Raw genomic sequence first — 18675 nt, forward strand, 5'->3', positions numbered from 1 at the left:
AATTAAAATACCATCTTTAAAGGTACACTTGATATAATAGCTATATTGATGGTATCTTTTAACGAAATCTGTTTTATTATCCAGGGTATAGACAAGCTGCTCTAAGCTGCCATTAATGTTGGATTGGTACCTGGGGCCCATTTTTTTTACTATATTTTTCCTGAACATACCCAGGCAAACACCATTGGATGAAATGAATTGCTCCTCCTGCAGGCGAATGGCCAGCCCTGGGGGATTTATAGCTGCTATCAATGGTGATTATTTCAAACTCATCTACAGCGTTTTCGGCTCCGCCATAATGAAAGAATAAACGAAGCGCTTGTGTATTGGTCTTATTTAGTATTTCAATTCTTGGTAACGAACCAGCCTGTTCGAAATGTTTATCCCATATGGTTTTGCCCAAAACATGTATGGTGCTTTTATAGTCACTGATATTTATGTGATTTACAGCCGTATCCGGTTGGAGACGTACTGATTGCTGTCCTTGGGTAGTGATAACCGAAAATAATAACGTAGATATTATGATGATGATTTTGATAAGCATTTCAGTAGTAGGTTTTAACGAACAAATTCATAAAACGCAATCGTTTCTATTTTAGAATGAAGATGATCAATATACTGTACCCGTGTTGCCATAAAAACAGATCCGTCACTGACATGTTCTCCTAACCGGTGGTTGTGCTGATTGATATACGCTGTATCCCACATTCTCACCTTGTCTATGATGATTCGGTCAATTCCGGTGGCCCGGCTAATCTCTTCATTATCTGCTTCAATAGCCTTCATATTCCATCCTGTTTCCATGCTACTGTAAGTATAACTCCCCTGGTTACTAATCAGTAAACCACGATAAGTTCCCCAACCCGGGTTAAAGCCTTCCAGTATAAGGTAGTTCTGTAAGTCAGCTACTTTTATACCATTGCTCAAATATAGCTTTTCCCGGAAGCTTCTTCCAACATTGACAATACTTATATAGTCATTCTTATTACTGATTTTCGTCTGGTAATAGGATTTTTGATGGAGATATACGGATCTCATGGGATTTTTGTGATGGTTGCTTCCGGCGACTTTGCAGGCCAGCGGAAAGAAGCAAAGCGCAATGAAAAAAGATGGTCTTTTCATATAATGCTTATTAGAAGTTACCTGTGAGAGATAACCAGATATTTTGTTGTTTGTAATTGGGGGTTATTCCTCTTCTGATCAATTCCGCTTTTAGCCATTCATTTATTTCCCCTTTATATTGTCTGATATAATGAGTGAAAAGGGAATCACGATGTAGGAAAAAAATGTTCGCCTCTTCGGTGGTTTCGGGCTTTTCCAGAGAGAAATGTCCACCGACAGTATAGCGGGGCCGTCCACCAATCGTTGCTATACCCACAAACTCATCCGGCACCATCCAGTACTGCTCGGAAGGACTTTGGTAATAACTGGAGAAGTAGTAAATGGTAGTGTCTTTTCTTCTCTTTATTTCCCATATTACCGGATCACATTTTACAGGCGTTATGGCAGCCGTTTCGTAGATAATGTGTCTGGCCAGGTGGTCATAATTTAAGCAGTAGAATATCCATTTCAAAGAATCTGCTATTTCTTTTTTTTCAACATTGCCAAATTTATCGCTTATGTATAGCAGGGTCTTACTTTCGGTTTTTCTCCCGGCCTTATTGCCAGGAGAACTACATGCACTAAGCGAAATCAACACAATTAAAAAGCCTTTCACGTAACGAAGCGTCATAGTATAACATTTACATAGATACTTATCACTTACTTTTTTCCCATACCGGCTTTTCCGCCATTTTATTATACAAAAAGCGATGCTTCAGTGAACTTAAATATCCGGATAATAGTGAATCATCTGTTAGATTGTCATTGAATTTTATCTGGGAGTTGAATGCCAGTATATAACGAGGCCCATCAAATACGCTATAGTCTTTGCCCGGAATAGATGGGTAATTTAAAACAGCTTCAGCATCTTTCAATATGTTTTGCCAATTGGTTGTATCAATATTAAAACTGAAACCTTCAAAGAATAAAGGTCTTTCCAAACCTTTATGTGAGTCTGTAAGACCAGGAAAATAAAATTGATTTACCTGGTAAACAACTGCGCTTACTTTATCCTTTTCTTTCCGGAAGGATAACAAGAGAGAAGTGTCAAAAGATTTTTCATAATAAAAAGTCAGGCGGTTACTGTCACTGGGTTGGATATCATCGGCCGGATTGAATTTCTTTGTAATGGCTGCAAGGTAGCCGAAAGCGGTATCAAGGGTTGTCGGATAAGTTGGCTGCTTTGAGGCGCCATGTTGATGTTGGCAGGAAATAAGGATGCCGGCTGCTATTATTGTAGTCAATATTGTTGCGGACGCGTATATCCTAATTGAACTTTGCATGCAACGTACCTGTTTCATTAAAAATGACTTCTTAATACCAGTTTCTTAAAATAACACCATCCGCTTACTCCTGCACCGCCGTAATTGTCGCCACTGCCGGCTTTACAGCCTCCTTTTCTTTCTCCTCCGTATCTACCAGCCATTTAGTAAATCTATACTTCGGAAGTAGCTGCTGCAATTTCTTACTAAACCATTTAGACACAATTTCAAATACAATAAAACCAATCACAATAGTAATGGCCCACTCCAGGTTACTATAAGTATGTTTATCGATAACGGTTTTACGGGCCGTTAATCCCCATAGGTTTTTGATACTGCGGGTGGTGAAGTAGTGAGATACCAGGCGGCTGGACATCATCGCCACCACAAAGCCTAAAAAGTTGCCAACATAGTTACTGTATACGTATTCGAGGAATTTTCTGATCAACTTAATTTTCATGTATAGGGTCTTTACCTGCCAAGCTAATATTTAATGACGAAAAATACCAGCCATCATCAAAAAATAACAATCCGGACTTATTTCAAAAAAAAATCTCCAAAGATGTCCAATTCGGATTAACCCGATACTTATTGTAGTGTAATCAGTCACTCAAACATCAGATAAAACACAACACCATGAATACCATTACCACTTCAGTAAACACTTCCCGTATCCGTATGGCCGCCTTCTGGCTAACTACCGGCATCATTGCACTTGAAACCGGCGTAGGCGCTATCTGGGACCTGCAGAAAATAACTTTTGTCCGTACCGTATTCGTACAATTAGGTTTCCCGGAATATGTGCTCACTATCATGGGTATCTGGAAGTTATTAGGGGTATTGTTCCTTTTAATACCAGGCTTCCCCCGGTTGAAAGAATGGGTATATGCAGGTTTGTTCTTTGTTTATACTACTGCTTTTGCTTCGCACCTGGTAACAGGACAGCCATCTGCTGCAGTAGGACCATTTATTTTCGCAGGCTTAACCCTGGCTTCCTGGGCGTTGCGTCCGGCCAGCCGTCGCGATTTTGGACCGTTATTCAGCAACTTTAGCGGCTCCTGGCGTACTACAACACTATATTGGATTGCTACTGCGTTTATCGTATTTCAACTGGGCTCAGGTGGCATTGGAGATATCGTGCTTCCAGCCGCCCTGGTAGAGGGCATGACTCACCTCGGCTACCCGGTTTATTTTTGCGTAATACTGGGGATCTGGAAAGTGGCAGGGGCTATTGCCATTGTGGTTCCCCGTTATCCGCGACTGAAGGAATGGGCATATGCCGGCGCCTTCTTTGATTTAACAGGTGCTGCAGCTTCTCATGGATTTCTTGGCGATCCTGCTGCCAAACTAATTGTACCATTGATTTTTGCGGTGTTGGTGTTGGTATCCTGGGCACTGCGGCCCGTTTCCCGCCGGGAGTTGGCATAAAAATAAATAACTACTTCAATACCCGGCCTTATGGTCGGGTATTTTTTTTATCTGAAGAGAATATATACGCTTAAAGCCATCTCTGTAACGGCCGTGATATCATTCCACCGGAAATGGTTATTGCGCGCAGGGGAGCGGCGGATGCCCGCACCATATTCACGGGCGTAGTCCTGGTAGGTGTAAGCATGTTGCTGTACCGGTTGGCCATTGACCGGCGCTTCATTGCCCACAAAATAAAGCGGTGCTTTACCGCTCAGTGGCGCAGGCCGTGATAAAGTATCTTTCTTCAACAGCGGATACGGTCTGCTTTGAGCGGAAACCGGCCGGGCAGCAGTCATGCCCAATATGATCATAAAACCTGTCAACAGCAGGCGTTTGAATAAATCGTTGTGCCTCATCATACAATCATCAAAGTGCTTTTGGGAGCCACTTTCTAATAGGACGCATCTCAGTTACCACTTCCCCTATGCGGCCGGAAAAAATCAGGACTAGTCTTTATGAAAAGAAGTAATCAGTGCATCAATGTCCTTGTCCGGTGTGTTGCGAAGTACTTTCTCCTGTTGCCGGACCTCCTTTTTAAAGGCGTTGAGTACCGATTTGAGTGCATGGTCTCCGTAGAGGGATTGTATCATGTCATCAATATGCTGGTGCTTTTTCGCGAGGCGGATTTGTTCGTGTTTAGCTGCAGTGGCTGCCAGTATTTGAATAAGCTGCTTTTTTTCTTCCTCTTTGATATCGTGGTATAACAGGTAGGAAACTTTATAGAGATAAAAACCTATTTGTACCATCAGGGCTTTGCCTTTTTCCGTAAGGCTTACCAACCGTGCGCGTTTATCTGTCGGGTCTTCCTTTTCAACGATCAGCCCTTTTTTCTTCATGCGATTCAGGATATCGATGCCGGTCGATTGCTCCATATGACTCAGGCTGATCGCATCTGATTTTTTAGGCGCCTTTTTCATATGGATCACATTCAATAAATAAAACCATTCCAGTTCTATTCCCGGAATCTCTTTAATCGCCATCCGGGCATAGGTGGTATGCAGTTGGCTGGCTTGTCCCACCAGGCCGGCCAGGACGCCATTGGCATGATGTGCCGGGATGGCCGCTGCCGGAGCTTCGGGGGGATTTTTTTGAAGGTATTGCTGGCAGAAATCCGCCACAGTAGGGGTGGTGGTCTGTGTTGTGTAATGATCCCAGGCGGTAATTAAGGCGACTAATGGCTTCATTTTATAAGACGGTTTCGTTGTATTTAAATATCGGTTTCGTTGTTTGTTTGACGAAAATATTCTTTCTTTGCAAATATAAACAACGAAACCGTTCAATAAAATTTGCATCCATGAATCATCTTGTACTGGAAGAATTATTTAAAGACACTGCCGCATCTGACCTCGCAGCAGGACGGGAAGCCATTCATTACCTGGAACTGCTGATAGAAAAACATACCACCAAACGCCTGGCGGATGCCGCGTATGATGAGTTGTTTGCCGGGCGGCATACATTGTTGCCACTACAGCTGACAGCACAGGACCTCACCAACATTAAATATTTTCTCTTTTATCTCCTGATGAATTATCCGGACAGATCCGCCGCCACCGCCCGGTGCCTGGTGAAATGCTACGACAAAACGTTGGTAGAAGGCGCCTGCAGGGCTATTGACGCCTATTGGCAACAATGTGATGAAACCACCTGTCATCTTACAGACGTGATCACCCACAGCGGTTCGTTTGAAGATTTTGGAGACCGCGTATTGCCCCTGTTTAGAAAACTCAAAGAGGAAGGCCTGCCCGAAACCAGGAAATCAATGGCCGCGAAGTTTGCATACTACAAAAAGTTTTATGGCCTTGCAGAGTAGGAGGGGCACAGGAACCCAGTCATCACGTAAGCCCTGGTAGTGCTTCATCCGGAAAATATATATTGCTTCTTTGCACTAACCTGTACGGCACCGTTTTTTATCTTTTTTCGTTGGTACTTTAAAGTTAGCAAGTCGGAAAATTTATTGTAAAAACATCTGTTTGATATTATTTTCAGTGAAAAGTAATCAACATGTTGCTGCGAATTTGGTTATATGCCTGCCTGCTACTGTCGCTGCCTGCTTTCTCGCAACAAAAGCCACGGCTCACGGTTACCTGGAGCCCCAATGTGGAAACTTATTATATCCTGGAACGGATAGCTGTGGAGCGATTGGGAAATTACGGATACATCAGCCGCGAAACCAGCAATGCCCATCAGCCCATGGTGAAGGCAGCATTCGAGGCATTTAAATCCTATAAAGATTCCGCCATCGGCATTAAAGCTGCCGCATTACTCGATACCTTACGTAAACGAAAAACGTTCAACGATTATATCATGGAAGTGCTGGTTTATACCCAGCCCTTCCCGGATACCGGCTTTCGCTATCCGCTGAGCGGCATGAAACAGCACCCGGAAAATGATACACTTTTATCAATACTGAAGCCCTTTCTGCGCGATATGCAGCAGTTTTATGTAACGGCACATGTAGACGAATTTCTGCAGCGTCACCGCCGCTTTTATGAAGGTGCCGTGAAAGAAGTTGCGAAAGACATTCCCCCTGGTATCGATCAGTACATGGAACAATATTACGGGGAAACCGTACCCTCCTTCACAGTGCTGGTAAATCCCACTATGCCCATCGCTCCCGTGGAAGGCGACTTTCGGGGAATAGGCCCCAGTGTGATGACCAGTAAAGGAAAGTTAGCCTTCATGATCATGAGTACCAGCGTCATGTTGCCGGTGCAACCCCGGTTGGAAGACTACCAACACTTTGGCTTCGATAATCCGGAACATACCAGGTTTCTGACGGTGCACGAATTCGGTCATTCTTTTGTGAATCCGCATGTCACGCCTTACCTGGATACCATCGCGCAATACAGTTACCTGTTTACAGACTCGCTGCAAAAAGTGATGCACCTGCAGGATATTTATAGCTGGGAAGGTTGTGTAATTGAACACCTGGTGCGGCTCGGTGAAATCCGGGTAGCGGAGTATATGAAAGATACCCAAAAAGCAAAGGACCTGCGACAACTACATATCGGCACTTATCGCTTTATTTTTATGCCTGCCCTGGAAGAAAAAATAAAAGTCTACGAACGTAATCGCCGGCGTTATCCCAGCTTCAAAGCATTCCTGCCTGAACTGCTCAGCGTATTTAAAACGTTCACACCTGCAAAAGTAGATGAAGCTGTGAAAGCAGGCTACCAGGTACAATAACAATCTTGAAATTGATCCATTGTACCAGCGCGGCGGGGCATTGAAAGGTGGTGCAGTGCTCCCCCGCAGCAGTGAAAAAAACTAATTTTGACAGATAAATGTTAACCTCATGAATAGAATAGACCGACTAATGGGCCTACTCACTGTACTGCAATCCGGGAAAATATTATCAGCCGGAAAACTGGCCGAAAAATTCGATATCAGCCTGCGTACCATTTACAGGGATATCAATACCCTCCAGGAAATAGGCCTTCCCATTAACACAGAAAATGATCAGGGTTACAGTATGCCGGCGGAATATACTTTACCGCCACTCTCATTCAGCAGCGAAGAAGCCAATGCCCTGTTGCTGCTGCAAGCCCTTGCCAGCCGCATAACAGACAGGCGGGCGGGTAAAAGCAGCACCGCTGCTCTTCATAAAATCAAAACGGTTATCGCTACCTATGATCATCCCCGGGTTGAAGCATGGCCAATTGCCACCACAGCAACTTCCCACGAACAATCCGAACACACCTGGCTCATAGCCATCCAGCAAGGGATTGCCCGCAAATGCTGCCTCAAAATCGGCTATACGGATACAAAAGGGAATTATACGGACCGGGAAATAGAACCGGTAGGCCTGATATTCTATACCAACCAATGGCACCTGGTGGCCTGGTGCGATTTACGCCTGGGATATCGCAATTTTAAAGTGCCCATGATCAACACCCTTGCCAATACCAGTACGCCTTTTACGAAGCAACACAACTTCAAATTGGAAGACTACATAAAGTTGATTTAGCAGTTAGCCATTAGCTTTTAGCAAAATGCAGCGAAGATAATCAGGTGTTGATCTCCGCTGCATTTTGCTAAAAGCTAATGGCTAATGGCTAACTGCTAATGCAAACTAATCACCCGCGCCATCTTCCATTGATCACCTTCCTGCTTCCACAGCGTAATAAATTTGCTGGCCCTGGAAGGGGTGCCCACCGGCTCCAAATTATTATGAAAACGGTGATAGCCGATTTCCAGTGCGCCATAACCTGGAATAGTATATACTTCAACGCTGCCTGGTACCAGCTCCCGGGTCACTCTACCGCAGATATTCTTTTTCGTATTGGCAATGACTTCCGCCTTGGAATTACAAAGCCCGGTCCGGTCGTGGTAAAACTCAATGGTATCAGCCAGCATAGTGGCCATGCGTTGAAGATTGCAGGTATTGTACGTGTCGAAATAAAGACTATCCATCTGCAGAATAGTAGCGTACAAGGGTTCCCGGGCGGGAATATAGGGCGCGGGTATATATCGTTGTCCCGGATCATCAAAATGCGTTTTCACCTGGAAATCGGTCTCCTGGATCATTTTCCAGTCGCCTTTCATTTTCCTCCAACTGCGGGTAAATTTGGAGATCTCTACCAAACGCTCCGGCTGATTTTTCAGCGTTAGGTATAGGCGCTGCACGCCTGTTTGTACCGCATCATTTTCACCAATGGCAAATACCTGCAGGCTGCCTTTTTCAATCTCCCGGCGCATCCGGTTTTCCCGGTTAGCGCAAAAACGTTCTACGTTTTCAAGGAATTTAACGCCGCTTTGGCCCATCGTTAGGCCATCGTAGCCATTGTCGTGGAAAAACGTGAAATCGGCCGATAATATAGCACGGAGGTCCGCCACCTTACAACTGTTAAAGGCAATGTCGAATAGGAGACTGTCTTTCGCAGCCAGTTCCCGGTATAATACGTCCGTGCTTTTGGTGCTTTGGGCATGAGCCGGAACAACCGCTATCAGCCATAAAAGGGACAGAAATAAAAGGCGGCAACTTTTCATGATGGTTGGTTTTACAGTATGAATATGATGTTAGTGTATTGCAAAGATATATGTTTTTAATAGTAGTATGTAATACATATTACTTGCTTTTTTTAACTTGAAAAATTGACATCATTTGTATCATCCTGATAATAATTCCTGCTTTTTACGTTATCTTTAATAACCTTACGATGAACCCTGGAACAATTAGTTGTATTTGTTGTATGCATCATTGACGTTTTTAAACCCTCATTAAACCGTTACTATGAAGCGCCATCTTAGATGTTCAGTTACTATCGTTACTGTATTACTGCTGGCAGCCATCACCCGCCAATCCTATGCTCAGAGAGCCTTTCAGAAGTTGTCTGCTGCCACCGACAGTACTTACGGTTATGCCAGTACGAATCCAATCAAACTTAAAAATGGGAGTGTAGAAAGAAGTATCCTGGAAGAGATGAATTATTTGTCGGGCCTTACTACTACCAGTAAAGAACACCTGGTGCTGGTAAAACGCAGCTCTGTTCTAAGCCCCGGATACGATCCGCCGTTGTTAAAAGACCGGTTTAGCAGCAAGTCCGGGTTGCTGGATAAATATGTTTTTCTAACGGCCAACACTAATGACACCATCACACTTTTCATCGACATTCATAACAGGGGAGATGTGATGGTACCAGTAGGCCTTACTTATGAGCAGCCTTGAAAGAGCGAAAAGCATAAAGCATAAAGCACAAAGCTATTGTAGCGAATGATATAAGCGGAAAAGTGATTTAATACCCGCGCTAATCATTCGCTACAATAGCTTTGTGCTTTATGCTTTTCGCTTACTCCACCGGAGTCAGATACGTTGTAGAAGCATATCCTTCTACACCGCCATCTGTGCGGATAAGCCACCACTGATCGCTTTGCTTGCTTATCAGGGATACAATTTCATTATGTGCTGCTTTGCCGACAATAGGTTGATCTGTACCCGGACCCTTACGGATATTCAGGTTGGTAGCATCTGTAGTTACTTTCAGTTTAGCGCCTGCTACTGCAGTAGCTACATCGATATTCATTACTACATCGCCGGTAAGAAAGTTGGGGTCAATCTTTCCGTAGATACCCCATAACTGATCTTTTACAGCACCGCTGGGAGCTTCCCCATCTATATGCAGTACACCATCCTGTTCATTTACCTGCAGGCCACTGACACCAGCAGCATTCGCTGCATCAATCAGTTCCTTGTATTTGTCCTGTAATGCCATGATTGTTGTATTTAGAGTGGAAGAAGATTATTTAATTTTTAAACCGGAAGCATCCACTTTCTTTGGTTTCAGTCCGTCCAATGCAATTTTCAGTTTTTTCCAGCGGTCTGCTTTAGACTCACCGGTAATAGTGATCACACCGTCTTTAACATCGGCAGTGATACCAGGAAAATCTTTTACAATACCTTCAACAGCTGTTTTCAGCGTTGCATCTGCATCAGCTGCGGCAGGAGCTGGAGGAGGAGGTGGTGGCGGTGGTGTTACAGTGAGATTGTTTACAACGCTCTTCACACCCTGCGCAACTTTAGCCGTGTTTTCAGCGGCGTCTTTGTCGGCCTCAGTGGCAACAGTACCGGAAAGGGTCACTACGCCATCTTTAACGTCAGCAGTAACGCCGGGAGTGGATTGCAGTGCAGCAACTACCGTGGCCTGGATATCTGCATCTTTCGGCTTTCCTTTGCAGGAAATCATAAATAACAGTCCCATAGAAAGGACCACTGCTGTCAGGTGTTTCAGTTTCATAGTAATACCGAGGTTTAATGATGAAATAATACCGTTTAAGTTAAGTATCTTTTTTCATCTGGCAATAATACCGCAGTATGTTGTTTATTTTTTAATGAACACCACCCGGGCATGTTGCTTGATCGGTAACCCATTTGGAGTAGGAGCGAGGTTGAATTCCAGGGTAGTAGTAATGAGATGATGATCCCCTATGGTAGCCAGTTCCCACGCTTCCAGCTTCTGCCGTATGCTACCCATAATTAACAGTTGCTTTGCCTTTTTATTATATTCCCAGTAAATAGCTACCGTTTCCGTAGGAAAGGAAACCGCGGGCAGAGGTAACTGTGGCGTATACACGCTGCCGATAGGCATACCCGGTTTCCACCTCGAAAGCCAATCAGCAGATATAGGTTTGTTGGCCGGTACCACCACCCGTTTGAAAATACCGGTATGATTACTCTTTAACTCATAGCTGAAATTACCCGCCGCCCGTATACTGTCTAAAGGAATAGCAGGCCACTTATTACCATGCTGAAGCTGGATCGTGGATTGCCAGCACCCCACAAAAGATTCGTCTTCTACTTTGGATTTGTCTTTTTTACAGGATACAGAAAATGCTACCACTAGTACGAACAGGGATAATTTCTTTATCATAGCCTTATTGTATAGGTTGGGACAATTTTATAACTATTCTTCAAAAGTACCGCGTTTTTCTCTCGCTTGAAAAGAAACTAAAAAAATTTTCCCTTCGCTTATGGAATTTATTTTCACCCTGCATCATGCCGCCGAAGACAACCCGTGAAAACACAGCCAAAATTGATTATTGCTATGATTATTAGACTCTTACAAAACGAGCATAACAACTATGATATCGTCAGTCCCAACTCGGGGTAGTCACCACCCACCTGATGATTATATCCTATATTGATAAATATAAAAATATATCCCTGTGAGATGTTTACTGATACTGTTGCTCTTTCCCGCTGCACTTTTTGCACAAAAAAAACAAGCATTAAAACCCGTGCACGCAGGTGATAACCCAAAGCCGGTGATCGAACGGGCACCTGCCGGCAACGGCCAAAATGAGGAAGTACAGCCGGTCTATTCGGCCGACTACCAACAACTGATTGCTATGGATACCAGTGTGATGCGGTCCCCATCCCCGTTGCATAAGGTACTGCAGCTGAAAAAAATGTTCAGCGCAGATACCCGCCTTCGTAAAATAAGCATCCGAAACAACGAACTACGCCTCTACCCGGATTATAAAACAACCCTGGTCATTTCCGGTAGCTACTCCGCCACCGTAACACTGAAAACGGTCAGCAGGCAGCCCGCACTTCAATCGGAATATGTACAGGGACGCTCCCTGCAGGGAAACCTTGCCTGGCAAGGTCCTGAAACCAATGAATTATTCAGCTACGGCCCTTCCAGGCAAACACTGGAATACGACGGCCAACCCTATGCATACGATTACCACGGTAAACTGGTCCCCGCCGGCAGTGGCAACGGTCATAACCCTATCGCCTATATGAATAATATATTCAGAACAGGTACTGCGTTTTCACAGCTCTTTAACCTCAAGGCGGCATTACGCGAAAACCAGGTCAATGTCCTGGAATTCGGAATGAACCTGGGCAACACCTCCGAACAAACCGTTATCCGGGAAAATAATAACTACGAAAAAAACATGGACGCCTCCCTGGGCGCAAGAATTAAATGGTTACACCTCCTCGCTAAATACAGCTATAACCAAAACCAGTTCTCCAACAGCAACAGGAACGGATTCCTGAACCAAACCTGGCAACAGGCCCTGCTCACCCCTAATAGCTTTGATAACGGGCAGGGATATACGCTGGGTAACCGCCAGCGTAGCTACAGCCAAATGGCGGATAACCCTGATTTCCTGCTGAATGACAATAATCATGGCTATCGGTTTACCCGGCAACAGGCCAGCCTGCTGATGGAAAGAAATAGCTACCGGCGCGTAAAATACGTGATCACACAATCATACGACGATAAGCAGGAAGACAGCCGGGAAGGGTACAAGCCCGGCTCCGCCAACTTCCCCGATGGGCAGCCCCTGAACCGGTATAAAACAGACCAGTTTTATCAACTGCAGCTGGAAGCCTCCGCTAACCTGCCATATCATAACCACCGCTGGAACGGCGGCTTCCTCGCACAATATATTTTTACCGACGCCCATACTGCTGTTCATTATCAACCGTTAGCTACCAACTATCAATATCAACGCAGCACCCAGGAAGTAATGGCCACCTACCGGCAAACTTATAGCTGGGAACGTTGGAATATGAACCTGGTACTGGGCAACAAAGCCTATGCATCCAACACCGCAGCGGTGATGGATTATTTTCAGCCATCTGCTGATTTGTCGGTGACTTATAACTTCAGCTATACGCCTTGGACATTGGGTTTTAAATCATCTTTTGGTGAGTATAACCGGGAATTACCCATTAGCCAGTCACTGGCTTACCTCAACTTACTACAATACAATGCGGCCAGTGCCAGCCGCTATTTCCCGGTGCAGGAGGTTGGCAGCTTTGATCACCTGAAGCCTATACGTAACCGCAGTTGGAGTAACAGCATTACCATCAGCAAATCATTGGTGGATTTAACGGCTGCTGTCTTTATAAAAAAAGTAACAGACGACCTGTTTCCTGTATACGACCAGGGGGCATGGGTGTTGAAAAACAGGGGCGACTACCAGACAGAGGGAATAGACTTGCAATTGCGCCTGCTGGAACTGGAAAGGGCCAATGCAAAAATTAAAACTACGCAGGTGCTCGGATTTTATGCCTACCGCACTAAGGTGACAGCCGTACGTGAAGGCGCCAATTATACGCCCCTCGCAGGCTTTAGCGATGTGCACACTACCCTGGTTGAAGGAGCGCCGCTCGGTGTAATCACCGGCAGCACCTGGCAGAAAGATGGAAACGGGAACCGCGTAATAGGTCCTGATGGATTTCCGCTCGTAGCCAGTGCACCTGCCATCATAGCCAATCCCACACCCGATTTTGTAATGAAATGGAATAGTACTGTTCAATGGAAAAAATGGAAACTGCTAACCGTGATGGAATGGAAGAAAGGAGGCGAAAGATGGAACGGTACACAAGCGGTACTTGATTACTTCGGCAGATCACAATCATCTGCCGAAGGCAGAAAAATTAAAAACTATGTTTTTCCCGGTGTACAAGGCAACGACAAACCCAATACCACCCCGGTTGATTTCTATAACCCGGCATTACCTGTGGAACAAAACCGCTGGGTAAGATACGGCCATACCGGGGTAGCGGCTGATTATGTAGAGCGGGCCGACTGGCTACGCCTGAAAACACTGAAGCTGTCCCACGAATTACTGATTAACCGCCTCCGGAAAAGGCTCATCCTGAGCGCTTATGTCAACAATATCATGCTCTGGACACCCTATAGCGGCACTGATCCGGAGCAACTGTTGTTCGACCAAACCAATAGCACCGGGTTGGATTTTTTCAACCTGCCTGCTACCAAAACATATGGCTTTAATGTAACCCTTCAATTCTGAGATGATGAAAAATATGATCTGTTGTATCGGCATATACCTGGTGATGATATGTACCTGCTGGGGACAGTCGTTTAATTATGCGAAATACAAAGAGAAAATCTATATCCATACCAGTCATGTGTTCTTTCAACCCGGACAGGACCTGTTCTTCAAGCTATACCTGGTAAACGCCCAGAACCAGCTGCCCACAGCCTATAGCAAAATTGTGTTTGTGGAAGTACTGGATCCTTCAGGCAATCAGCTGAAGAAATTAAGTTACAAGGTATCAGATGGATTTGCAGAAGGCTCTTTTAGCTTCGACGACAATGCGCCCGGAGGCATCTACAAGCTCAAAGCTTATACTACGTGGATGCGCAACGAAAGTGACAGCACTTTTTTTGTAAAAGAACTGACCCTGCAGAAGGTCATTGCGCCGCGTGTATTAATGAAACTCGACTTCCCCAAAAAAGGATATGGTCCCGGCGATGAAGTAGTGGCCGACTATTCCATCCGTAACCTGTCTGATAAACCCATCAGCGCCTATAAAGTAGATTATAAAGTATCGCTGGATGGTAAGGTGGTGGCTACGCAGCAGGCTACTACCAACGAAGAAGGGAAAGTACAATTGCGGTTTAAACTGCCGCCTGATCTGAATACGACCGATGGCTTGCTGAATGTGACCATCAACTATGAATCATATGTAGAAGCTATTTCCAGGAGTATTCCTATTGTGCTGAATAAAGTAGACTTGCAGTTGTTGCCGGAGGGAGGTACACTGGTAGCAGGCATTGCGGGTAATATTGCTTTCAGGGCGGTCAACGAACACGGTAAACCGGTGGATGTGAAAGGAGAGGTACTGAATAGGGCAGGAGAGACGGTTGCGGCTTTCCAGGGCTATTATGCCGGCATGGGACAGTTTAATTTCACACCACAGGCGGGTGAAAAATATACCGTGAAAATTACCTCCCCGTTGCATATTGCGCAACAATATGCCTTCCCCGAGTTTACAGAAGAAGGGGTAGTGATGAATGTAGTGAAGAAAAAAGAGAAACTGTTACTGCACATTGCTGCCAGTCGCCCTCAGCAGGTAACGCTGACCGGCCGTACGAAAGAGGCTGTATATTCTGCCGACAGATTTGCGCTGAAACGCGGTATCCAAACATTTGAAATAGATCCGGCGGCATTCCCTGCCGGTATTGCACGGTTCACGCTCACAAATGAAAACGAGGTGCCCATAGCAGAGCGACTGGTATTCCTGAATAAACAACACACCCTGCAGGTAAAAATTACGCCTGACAAAAGCACTTACCTGCCAAGAGAAAAAGTAAGGCTCACACTCAACACTACCGATGATAAAGGTGTTCCGCTCCCGTCTAACTTATCGCTGGCGGTGATGGACGATAAGCTCTGGTCCTTTGCAGATGATAAACAAGATCATATTTTATCCTGGCTGCTCATGAGTTCTGAATTAAGCGGAAAGATAGAAGAACCTTCTTTTTATTTTAAGCAGGACGAACCTAAAGCGGAACCTGCGCTGGACCTGGTCATGCTCACCCATGGCTACCGGTACTTTAGTTACCTGCCGGAAGTAAAGGAAGGAACCTCACTGAAATATTTGCCAGACGATGGCTACGTGTTGAGTGGTACTATTTTGAACAAAAGTGAGCAGCCGGTGAAAGGCACAGTATTCCTGGTGAATATGGATGAAAAAAGCAAAGCGGTGCAAATGACTACCGGGGAGGATGGACAGTTTTTCTTTGCTGACCTGGATACCCGCGCACACTATTACCTGATTGCCAAATCAGCCACCAGGAAGGAAAAGGTGAATGTCAGGATAGCGCAAAATGGCCTGGAGCATAACGATATCCGCACAAAGAAAATATTGGAGGAAAGTGTCAGCTTCAAACAATATCCTGGCATCAAACCGGAAGCGCGCAAACAGGAGTACGCACACGTGATACAGGAGATTAAAAATGAGAATGCCGTACAGCAACGGTTGGAAGCAGACCAGAAAAAGCTGGAAGAAGTAGTGGTAGTAGGTTATGGTACACAACAGAAAATGATGACGGCAGGTTCAGTAGTGAGGGTTGTCGACAACGTTTTTGCAATGGCGCCACAGCCAATAGACCAGGTGCTGGAAGGAAGAATGGCTGGCTTACAGGTAACCAGGTGGGCTAATCCCGGCGCCGGGGAAGAGATTCGTGTCAGGGGTAATGCTTCTCTCACCGGAAATAATCAGCCACTGTTTATCATTGACGGCGTGGCGTACGATGGGATGATGGACGATATAAACCCCGAAGATGTTTCAGCGATAGAAGTATTCAAGGATGCTGCCGGCACTGCGTTGTATGGCACCCGCGCCGCCAATGGCGTGATTGTGATCACTACCAAAAAAGGCAATGGGGCGGCCATGAGAGTAAGGTTAAGCAAAGATTATTATCATACCACCTATGTACCGGTGGCCAGCAGCCTGTACTCCGTAGCCAGGAAGTTTTATGCACCGAAGTATACCACTACAGACACCAGGGAACGCAACGATTTTCGTGAAACCATTTACTGGAACCCGGTGGTACAAACAGATAAAACAGGTACGGCTACCCTGGAATTTTACAACTCTGATGCAGCTACCACTTTTAGAGCTATCGCAGAAGGTATTGCCTGGAATGGAAAACCTGGTAGAACAGAAGCCACCTGGTCCGCCCGCAGCGCATTGCAGATCGATGCTAAAATTCCACCTTACCTGAGTGTAGGGGACCGTCCGCAAATTCCGCTGGTGATCAAAAATAACAGCGCCAAAGAGGTGGCACTGGATATTCACGTAGCACTGCCCCGCGAAATGGTAAAGTTGGGGAAAGACAGTTATGAAGACGCCGTAACGCTTGCTGCCAATACTTCCCGGCAGGTATTGGTGCCATTGGAGGTGATCGCAGCCGGTGCGGATAATATTAAATTTACTGTGAGTGGAGAAGTGGGTACGGAAACATTGTCGTTGCCAATACAGGCGGCCGACAAAGGCTTTCCCGTATCTAAAACTATCTCCGGCGATAAGTCCGCACAATGGACGTTTAACGTAGGCAAGCCAATAGATGGTAGCCTGAAAACAGACCTGCGCATCTTCACCAGTCTCGAGGGACAATTACTGGATGGTATCGAATCCATGCTGAGGGAGCCATCCGGGTGTTTTGAGCAAACTTCTTCCGCTACCTATCCAAATATTTTCATCCTGAAATACCTGCGTGAATCGGGCAAATCCAATCCGCGGGTGGTGGCTAAAGCCATGGATTATATCGAGAAAGGCTACAAGCGTTTGATCAGTTATGAAACCAGTGAAAATGGATTCGAATGGTTTGGCCATGCGCCAGCCCACGAAGCATTAACCGCCTACGGCCTGCTGGAGTTTACGGATATGCAGTCTTTCATCGATGTTGACAAAGACATGCTGGCGCGAACCAAAAAGTTCCTGTTAAACCGTAGAGACGGCAAAGGTGGCTTCAAACTGGCTTCCGGAGGTTACGACCGGTTTGCATCTGTGCCCAATGCCATTGCGAATCTATACATCGTATATGCGTTAACGCAAGCCGGTGCAGGCAGCGAAATAAAGCCGGAATATGAAGCGGCAGTTAAAAAAGCAGAAGCCTCCGAAGATATGTACCAGCTGGGATTAATGGCCCTCGCCGCCAGCAACATGAAACAGGAGGCGGATTATAATAGGTTGTTGAAATTGCTGAAAGACAGCTACGGACGGAAGGGTATTAACGCGGCTACCACCGTGGTAAATTCCCGCGATGTTTCATTACGCGTAGAGGCATTGTCGTTATATGCCCTGGCGCTGGCCCGGGAGCAACAACCGGATGTTGCCGCCATCGGTATGGTGATCTCCAAAATTCTATCAGAAAAATCATACTACGGGTACGGCTCTACGCAGGCAACCGTACTGGCACTGAATGCCATTGTAGAATATGTAAAAATAAAAGGTCGTTCGGAAAGCGCCGGTACTATTGAGTTTATGTTGAATGGAACAAAAATCAGCGGCAATGATTGCAGCGCCGCAGTGAAAGAGGGTACCAATAAACTCACCGTCAGCTATAGCAGTGATAAATCCGGAATTCCTTACAGCCTGCAGTTGGAATATAATACGCTGCAACCCCCTAACAGTCCTGATGCTGATTTACTGTTAACCACCCAACTGGCCGATACCGCGGCGCAACTGGGAGAAACGGTGCGTATGAAAATTGAAGTGAAAAATAAGAAAAACATATTGCAGCCTATGGCTATCGCTAAAATAGGGATCCCCGGAGGCTTGTCCTTACAGCCCTGGCAACTGAAAGAGCTCATCACCAATAAAAAAGTAGCCTACTATGAAATATTCGATAATTACCTGGTGCTTTACTGGCTTGGCTTCGGCGATGCAGAAACCAAAACCATAACACTGGACCTGAAAGCGGATATTCCCGGTACCTACAAAGCCAAGGCCAGCAACTGTTACCTGTATTACACACCTGAGCATAAGCACTGGAATGGAGGTACCACCATCACCATCCGGCCATAATATTAAGCAGCAATGCCGCTGAAAGCAGGGCGGCGTTGTTTA

The 18675-nt window shown here is 45.6% G+C and carries 18 protein-coding genes; 7 read left to right on the top strand and 11 right to left on the bottom strand.

Annotated features, from left to right (window positions below):
• Positions 1 to 112 precede the first annotated feature (112 nt).
• The 5 genes from J7623_RS19645 to J7623_RS19665 all read right to left on the bottom strand — a co-directional run bounded on the left by J7623_RS19645 (position 113) and on the right by J7623_RS19665 (position 2823).
• Positions 113 to 544 (bottom strand): hypothetical protein, encoded by a 432-nt coding sequence (locus tag J7623_RS19645; protein WP_291923541.1) that lies wholly within the window; start codon positions 542 to 544, stop codon positions 113 to 115.
• A gap of 14 nt (positions 545 to 558) precedes the next feature.
• A complete protein-coding gene (locus J7623_RS19650; RefSeq protein WP_291923544.1) occupies positions 559 to 1122 on the bottom strand; it encodes a hypothetical protein in 564 nt (187 codons plus the stop codon).
• Positions 1123 to 1132: 10 nt separating this feature from the next.
• Positions 1133 to 1573 carry a hypothetical protein gene (locus tag J7623_RS19655; protein ID WP_291923548.1) on the bottom strand — a complete coding sequence of 147 codons (441 nt, stop codon included), beginning with the start codon at positions 1571 to 1573 and terminating at the stop codon, positions 1133 to 1135.
• Positions 1574 to 1757: 184 nt separating this feature from the next.
• Complete coding sequence (locus tag J7623_RS19660) at positions 1758 to 2345, bottom strand: hypothetical protein (protein WP_291923552.1); 588 nt, start codon at positions 2343 to 2345, stop codon at positions 1758 to 1760.
• 103 nt (positions 2346 to 2448) lie between these two features.
• Entirely contained in the window at positions 2449 to 2823 is a 375-nt protein-coding gene (locus J7623_RS19665; protein ID WP_291923555.1) for a hypothetical protein, read from the bottom strand.
• A 176-nt stretch (positions 2824 to 2999) separates the two neighbouring features.
• On the opposite strand from J7623_RS19665, the gene J7623_RS19670 reads away from it, so the two are divergent.
• Positions 3000 to 3791 (top strand): DoxX family protein, encoded by a 792-nt coding sequence (locus tag J7623_RS19670; protein WP_291923557.1) that lies wholly within the window; start codon positions 3000 to 3002, stop codon positions 3789 to 3791.
• Positions 3792 to 3838: 47 nt separating this feature from the next.
• Here J7623_RS19670 and J7623_RS19675 read toward each other — a convergent pair whose 3' ends face one another.
• Both J7623_RS19675 and J7623_RS19680 read right to left on the bottom strand, forming a co-directional pair.
• Positions 3839 to 4192 carry a hypothetical protein gene (locus J7623_RS19675; protein ID WP_291923560.1) on the bottom strand — a complete coding sequence of 118 codons (354 nt, stop codon included), beginning with the start codon at positions 4190 to 4192 and terminating at the stop codon, positions 3839 to 3841.
• An 87-nt stretch (positions 4193 to 4279) separates the two neighbouring features.
• The gene (locus J7623_RS19680) at positions 4280 to 5017 is read right to left on the bottom strand and encodes a MarR family winged helix-turn-helix transcriptional regulator (protein WP_291923564.1); all 738 of its coding nucleotides are present in this window, start codon (positions 5015 to 5017) and stop codon (positions 4280 to 4282) included.
• Between the two features lie 110 nt (positions 5018 to 5127).
• On the opposite strand from J7623_RS19680, the gene J7623_RS19685 reads away from it, so the two are divergent.
• From J7623_RS19685 to J7623_RS19695, 3 genes are all read left to right on the top strand, one after another.
• Entirely contained in the window at positions 5128 to 5643 is a 516-nt protein-coding gene (locus J7623_RS19685) for a hypothetical protein (protein WP_291923566.1), read from the top strand.
• Positions 5644 to 5834: 191 nt separating this feature from the next.
• Positions 5835 to 7019 carry a DUF4932 domain-containing protein gene (locus J7623_RS19690; protein ID WP_291923569.1) on the top strand — a complete coding sequence of 395 codons (1185 nt, stop codon included), beginning with the start codon at positions 5835 to 5837 and terminating at the stop codon, positions 7017 to 7019.
• Between the two features lie 109 nt (positions 7020 to 7128).
• Positions 7129 to 7800, top strand: coding sequence for a YafY family protein (locus tag J7623_RS19695; protein WP_291923572.1), 672 nt, complete (start codon positions 7129 to 7131; stop codon positions 7798 to 7800).
• 95 nt (positions 7801 to 7895) lie between these two features.
• Here the strand turns inward: J7623_RS19695 and J7623_RS19700 are convergent, their stop codons facing one another.
• Positions 7896 to 8822: a nuclear transport factor 2 family protein gene (locus J7623_RS19700; protein ID WP_291923575.1), complete on the bottom strand. Its 927-nt coding sequence runs from the start codon at positions 8820 to 8822 to the stop codon at positions 7896 to 7898.
• Between the two features lie 244 nt (positions 8823 to 9066).
• Here J7623_RS19700 and J7623_RS19705 point away from each other — a divergent pair, with 244 nt between their 5' ends.
• On the top strand, positions 9067 to 9501 hold the full coding sequence (locus J7623_RS19705) for a hypothetical protein (RefSeq protein WP_291923577.1): 435 nt from the start codon (positions 9067 to 9069) through the stop codon (positions 9499 to 9501).
• 121 nt (positions 9502 to 9622) lie between these two features.
• Here the strand turns inward: J7623_RS19705 and J7623_RS19710 are convergent, their stop codons facing one another.
• From J7623_RS19710 to J7623_RS19720, 3 genes are all read right to left on the bottom strand, one after another.
• On the bottom strand, positions 9623 to 10045 hold the full coding sequence (locus J7623_RS19710) for an SH3 domain-containing protein (RefSeq protein WP_291923579.1): 423 nt from the start codon (positions 10043 to 10045) through the stop codon (positions 9623 to 9625).
• 27 nt (positions 10046 to 10072) lie between these two features.
• Positions 10073 to 10567, bottom strand: a complete 495-nt coding sequence (locus J7623_RS19715) for a BON domain-containing protein (protein ID WP_291923581.1) — start codon at positions 10565 to 10567, stop codon at positions 10073 to 10075.
• 84 nt (positions 10568 to 10651) lie between these two features.
• The gene (locus tag J7623_RS19720) at positions 10652 to 11200 is read right to left on the bottom strand and encodes a hypothetical protein (RefSeq protein WP_291923584.1); all 549 of its coding nucleotides are present in this window, start codon (positions 11198 to 11200) and stop codon (positions 10652 to 10654) included.
• Between the two features lie 295 nt (positions 11201 to 11495).
• On the opposite strand from J7623_RS19720, the gene J7623_RS19725 reads away from it, so the two are divergent.
• Both J7623_RS19725 and J7623_RS19730 read left to right on the top strand, forming a co-directional pair.
• Positions 11496 to 14105 carry a hypothetical protein gene (locus J7623_RS19725; protein ID WP_291923586.1) on the top strand — a complete coding sequence of 870 codons (2610 nt, stop codon included), beginning with the start codon at positions 11496 to 11498 and terminating at the stop codon, positions 14103 to 14105.
• 1 nt (position 14106) lies between these two features.
• Positions 14107 to 18633, top strand: a complete 4527-nt coding sequence (locus J7623_RS19730) for a TonB-dependent receptor plug domain-containing protein (protein ID WP_291923589.1) — start codon at positions 14107 to 14109, stop codon at positions 18631 to 18633.
• Positions 18634 to 18675 lie beyond the last annotated feature (42 nt).

The sequence above is a fragment of the Chitinophaga sp. genome, from assembly GCF_017745275.1.
In the GTDB taxonomy this organism is placed as follows: domain Bacteria; phylum Bacteroidota; class Bacteroidia; order Chitinophagales; family Chitinophagaceae; genus Chitinophaga.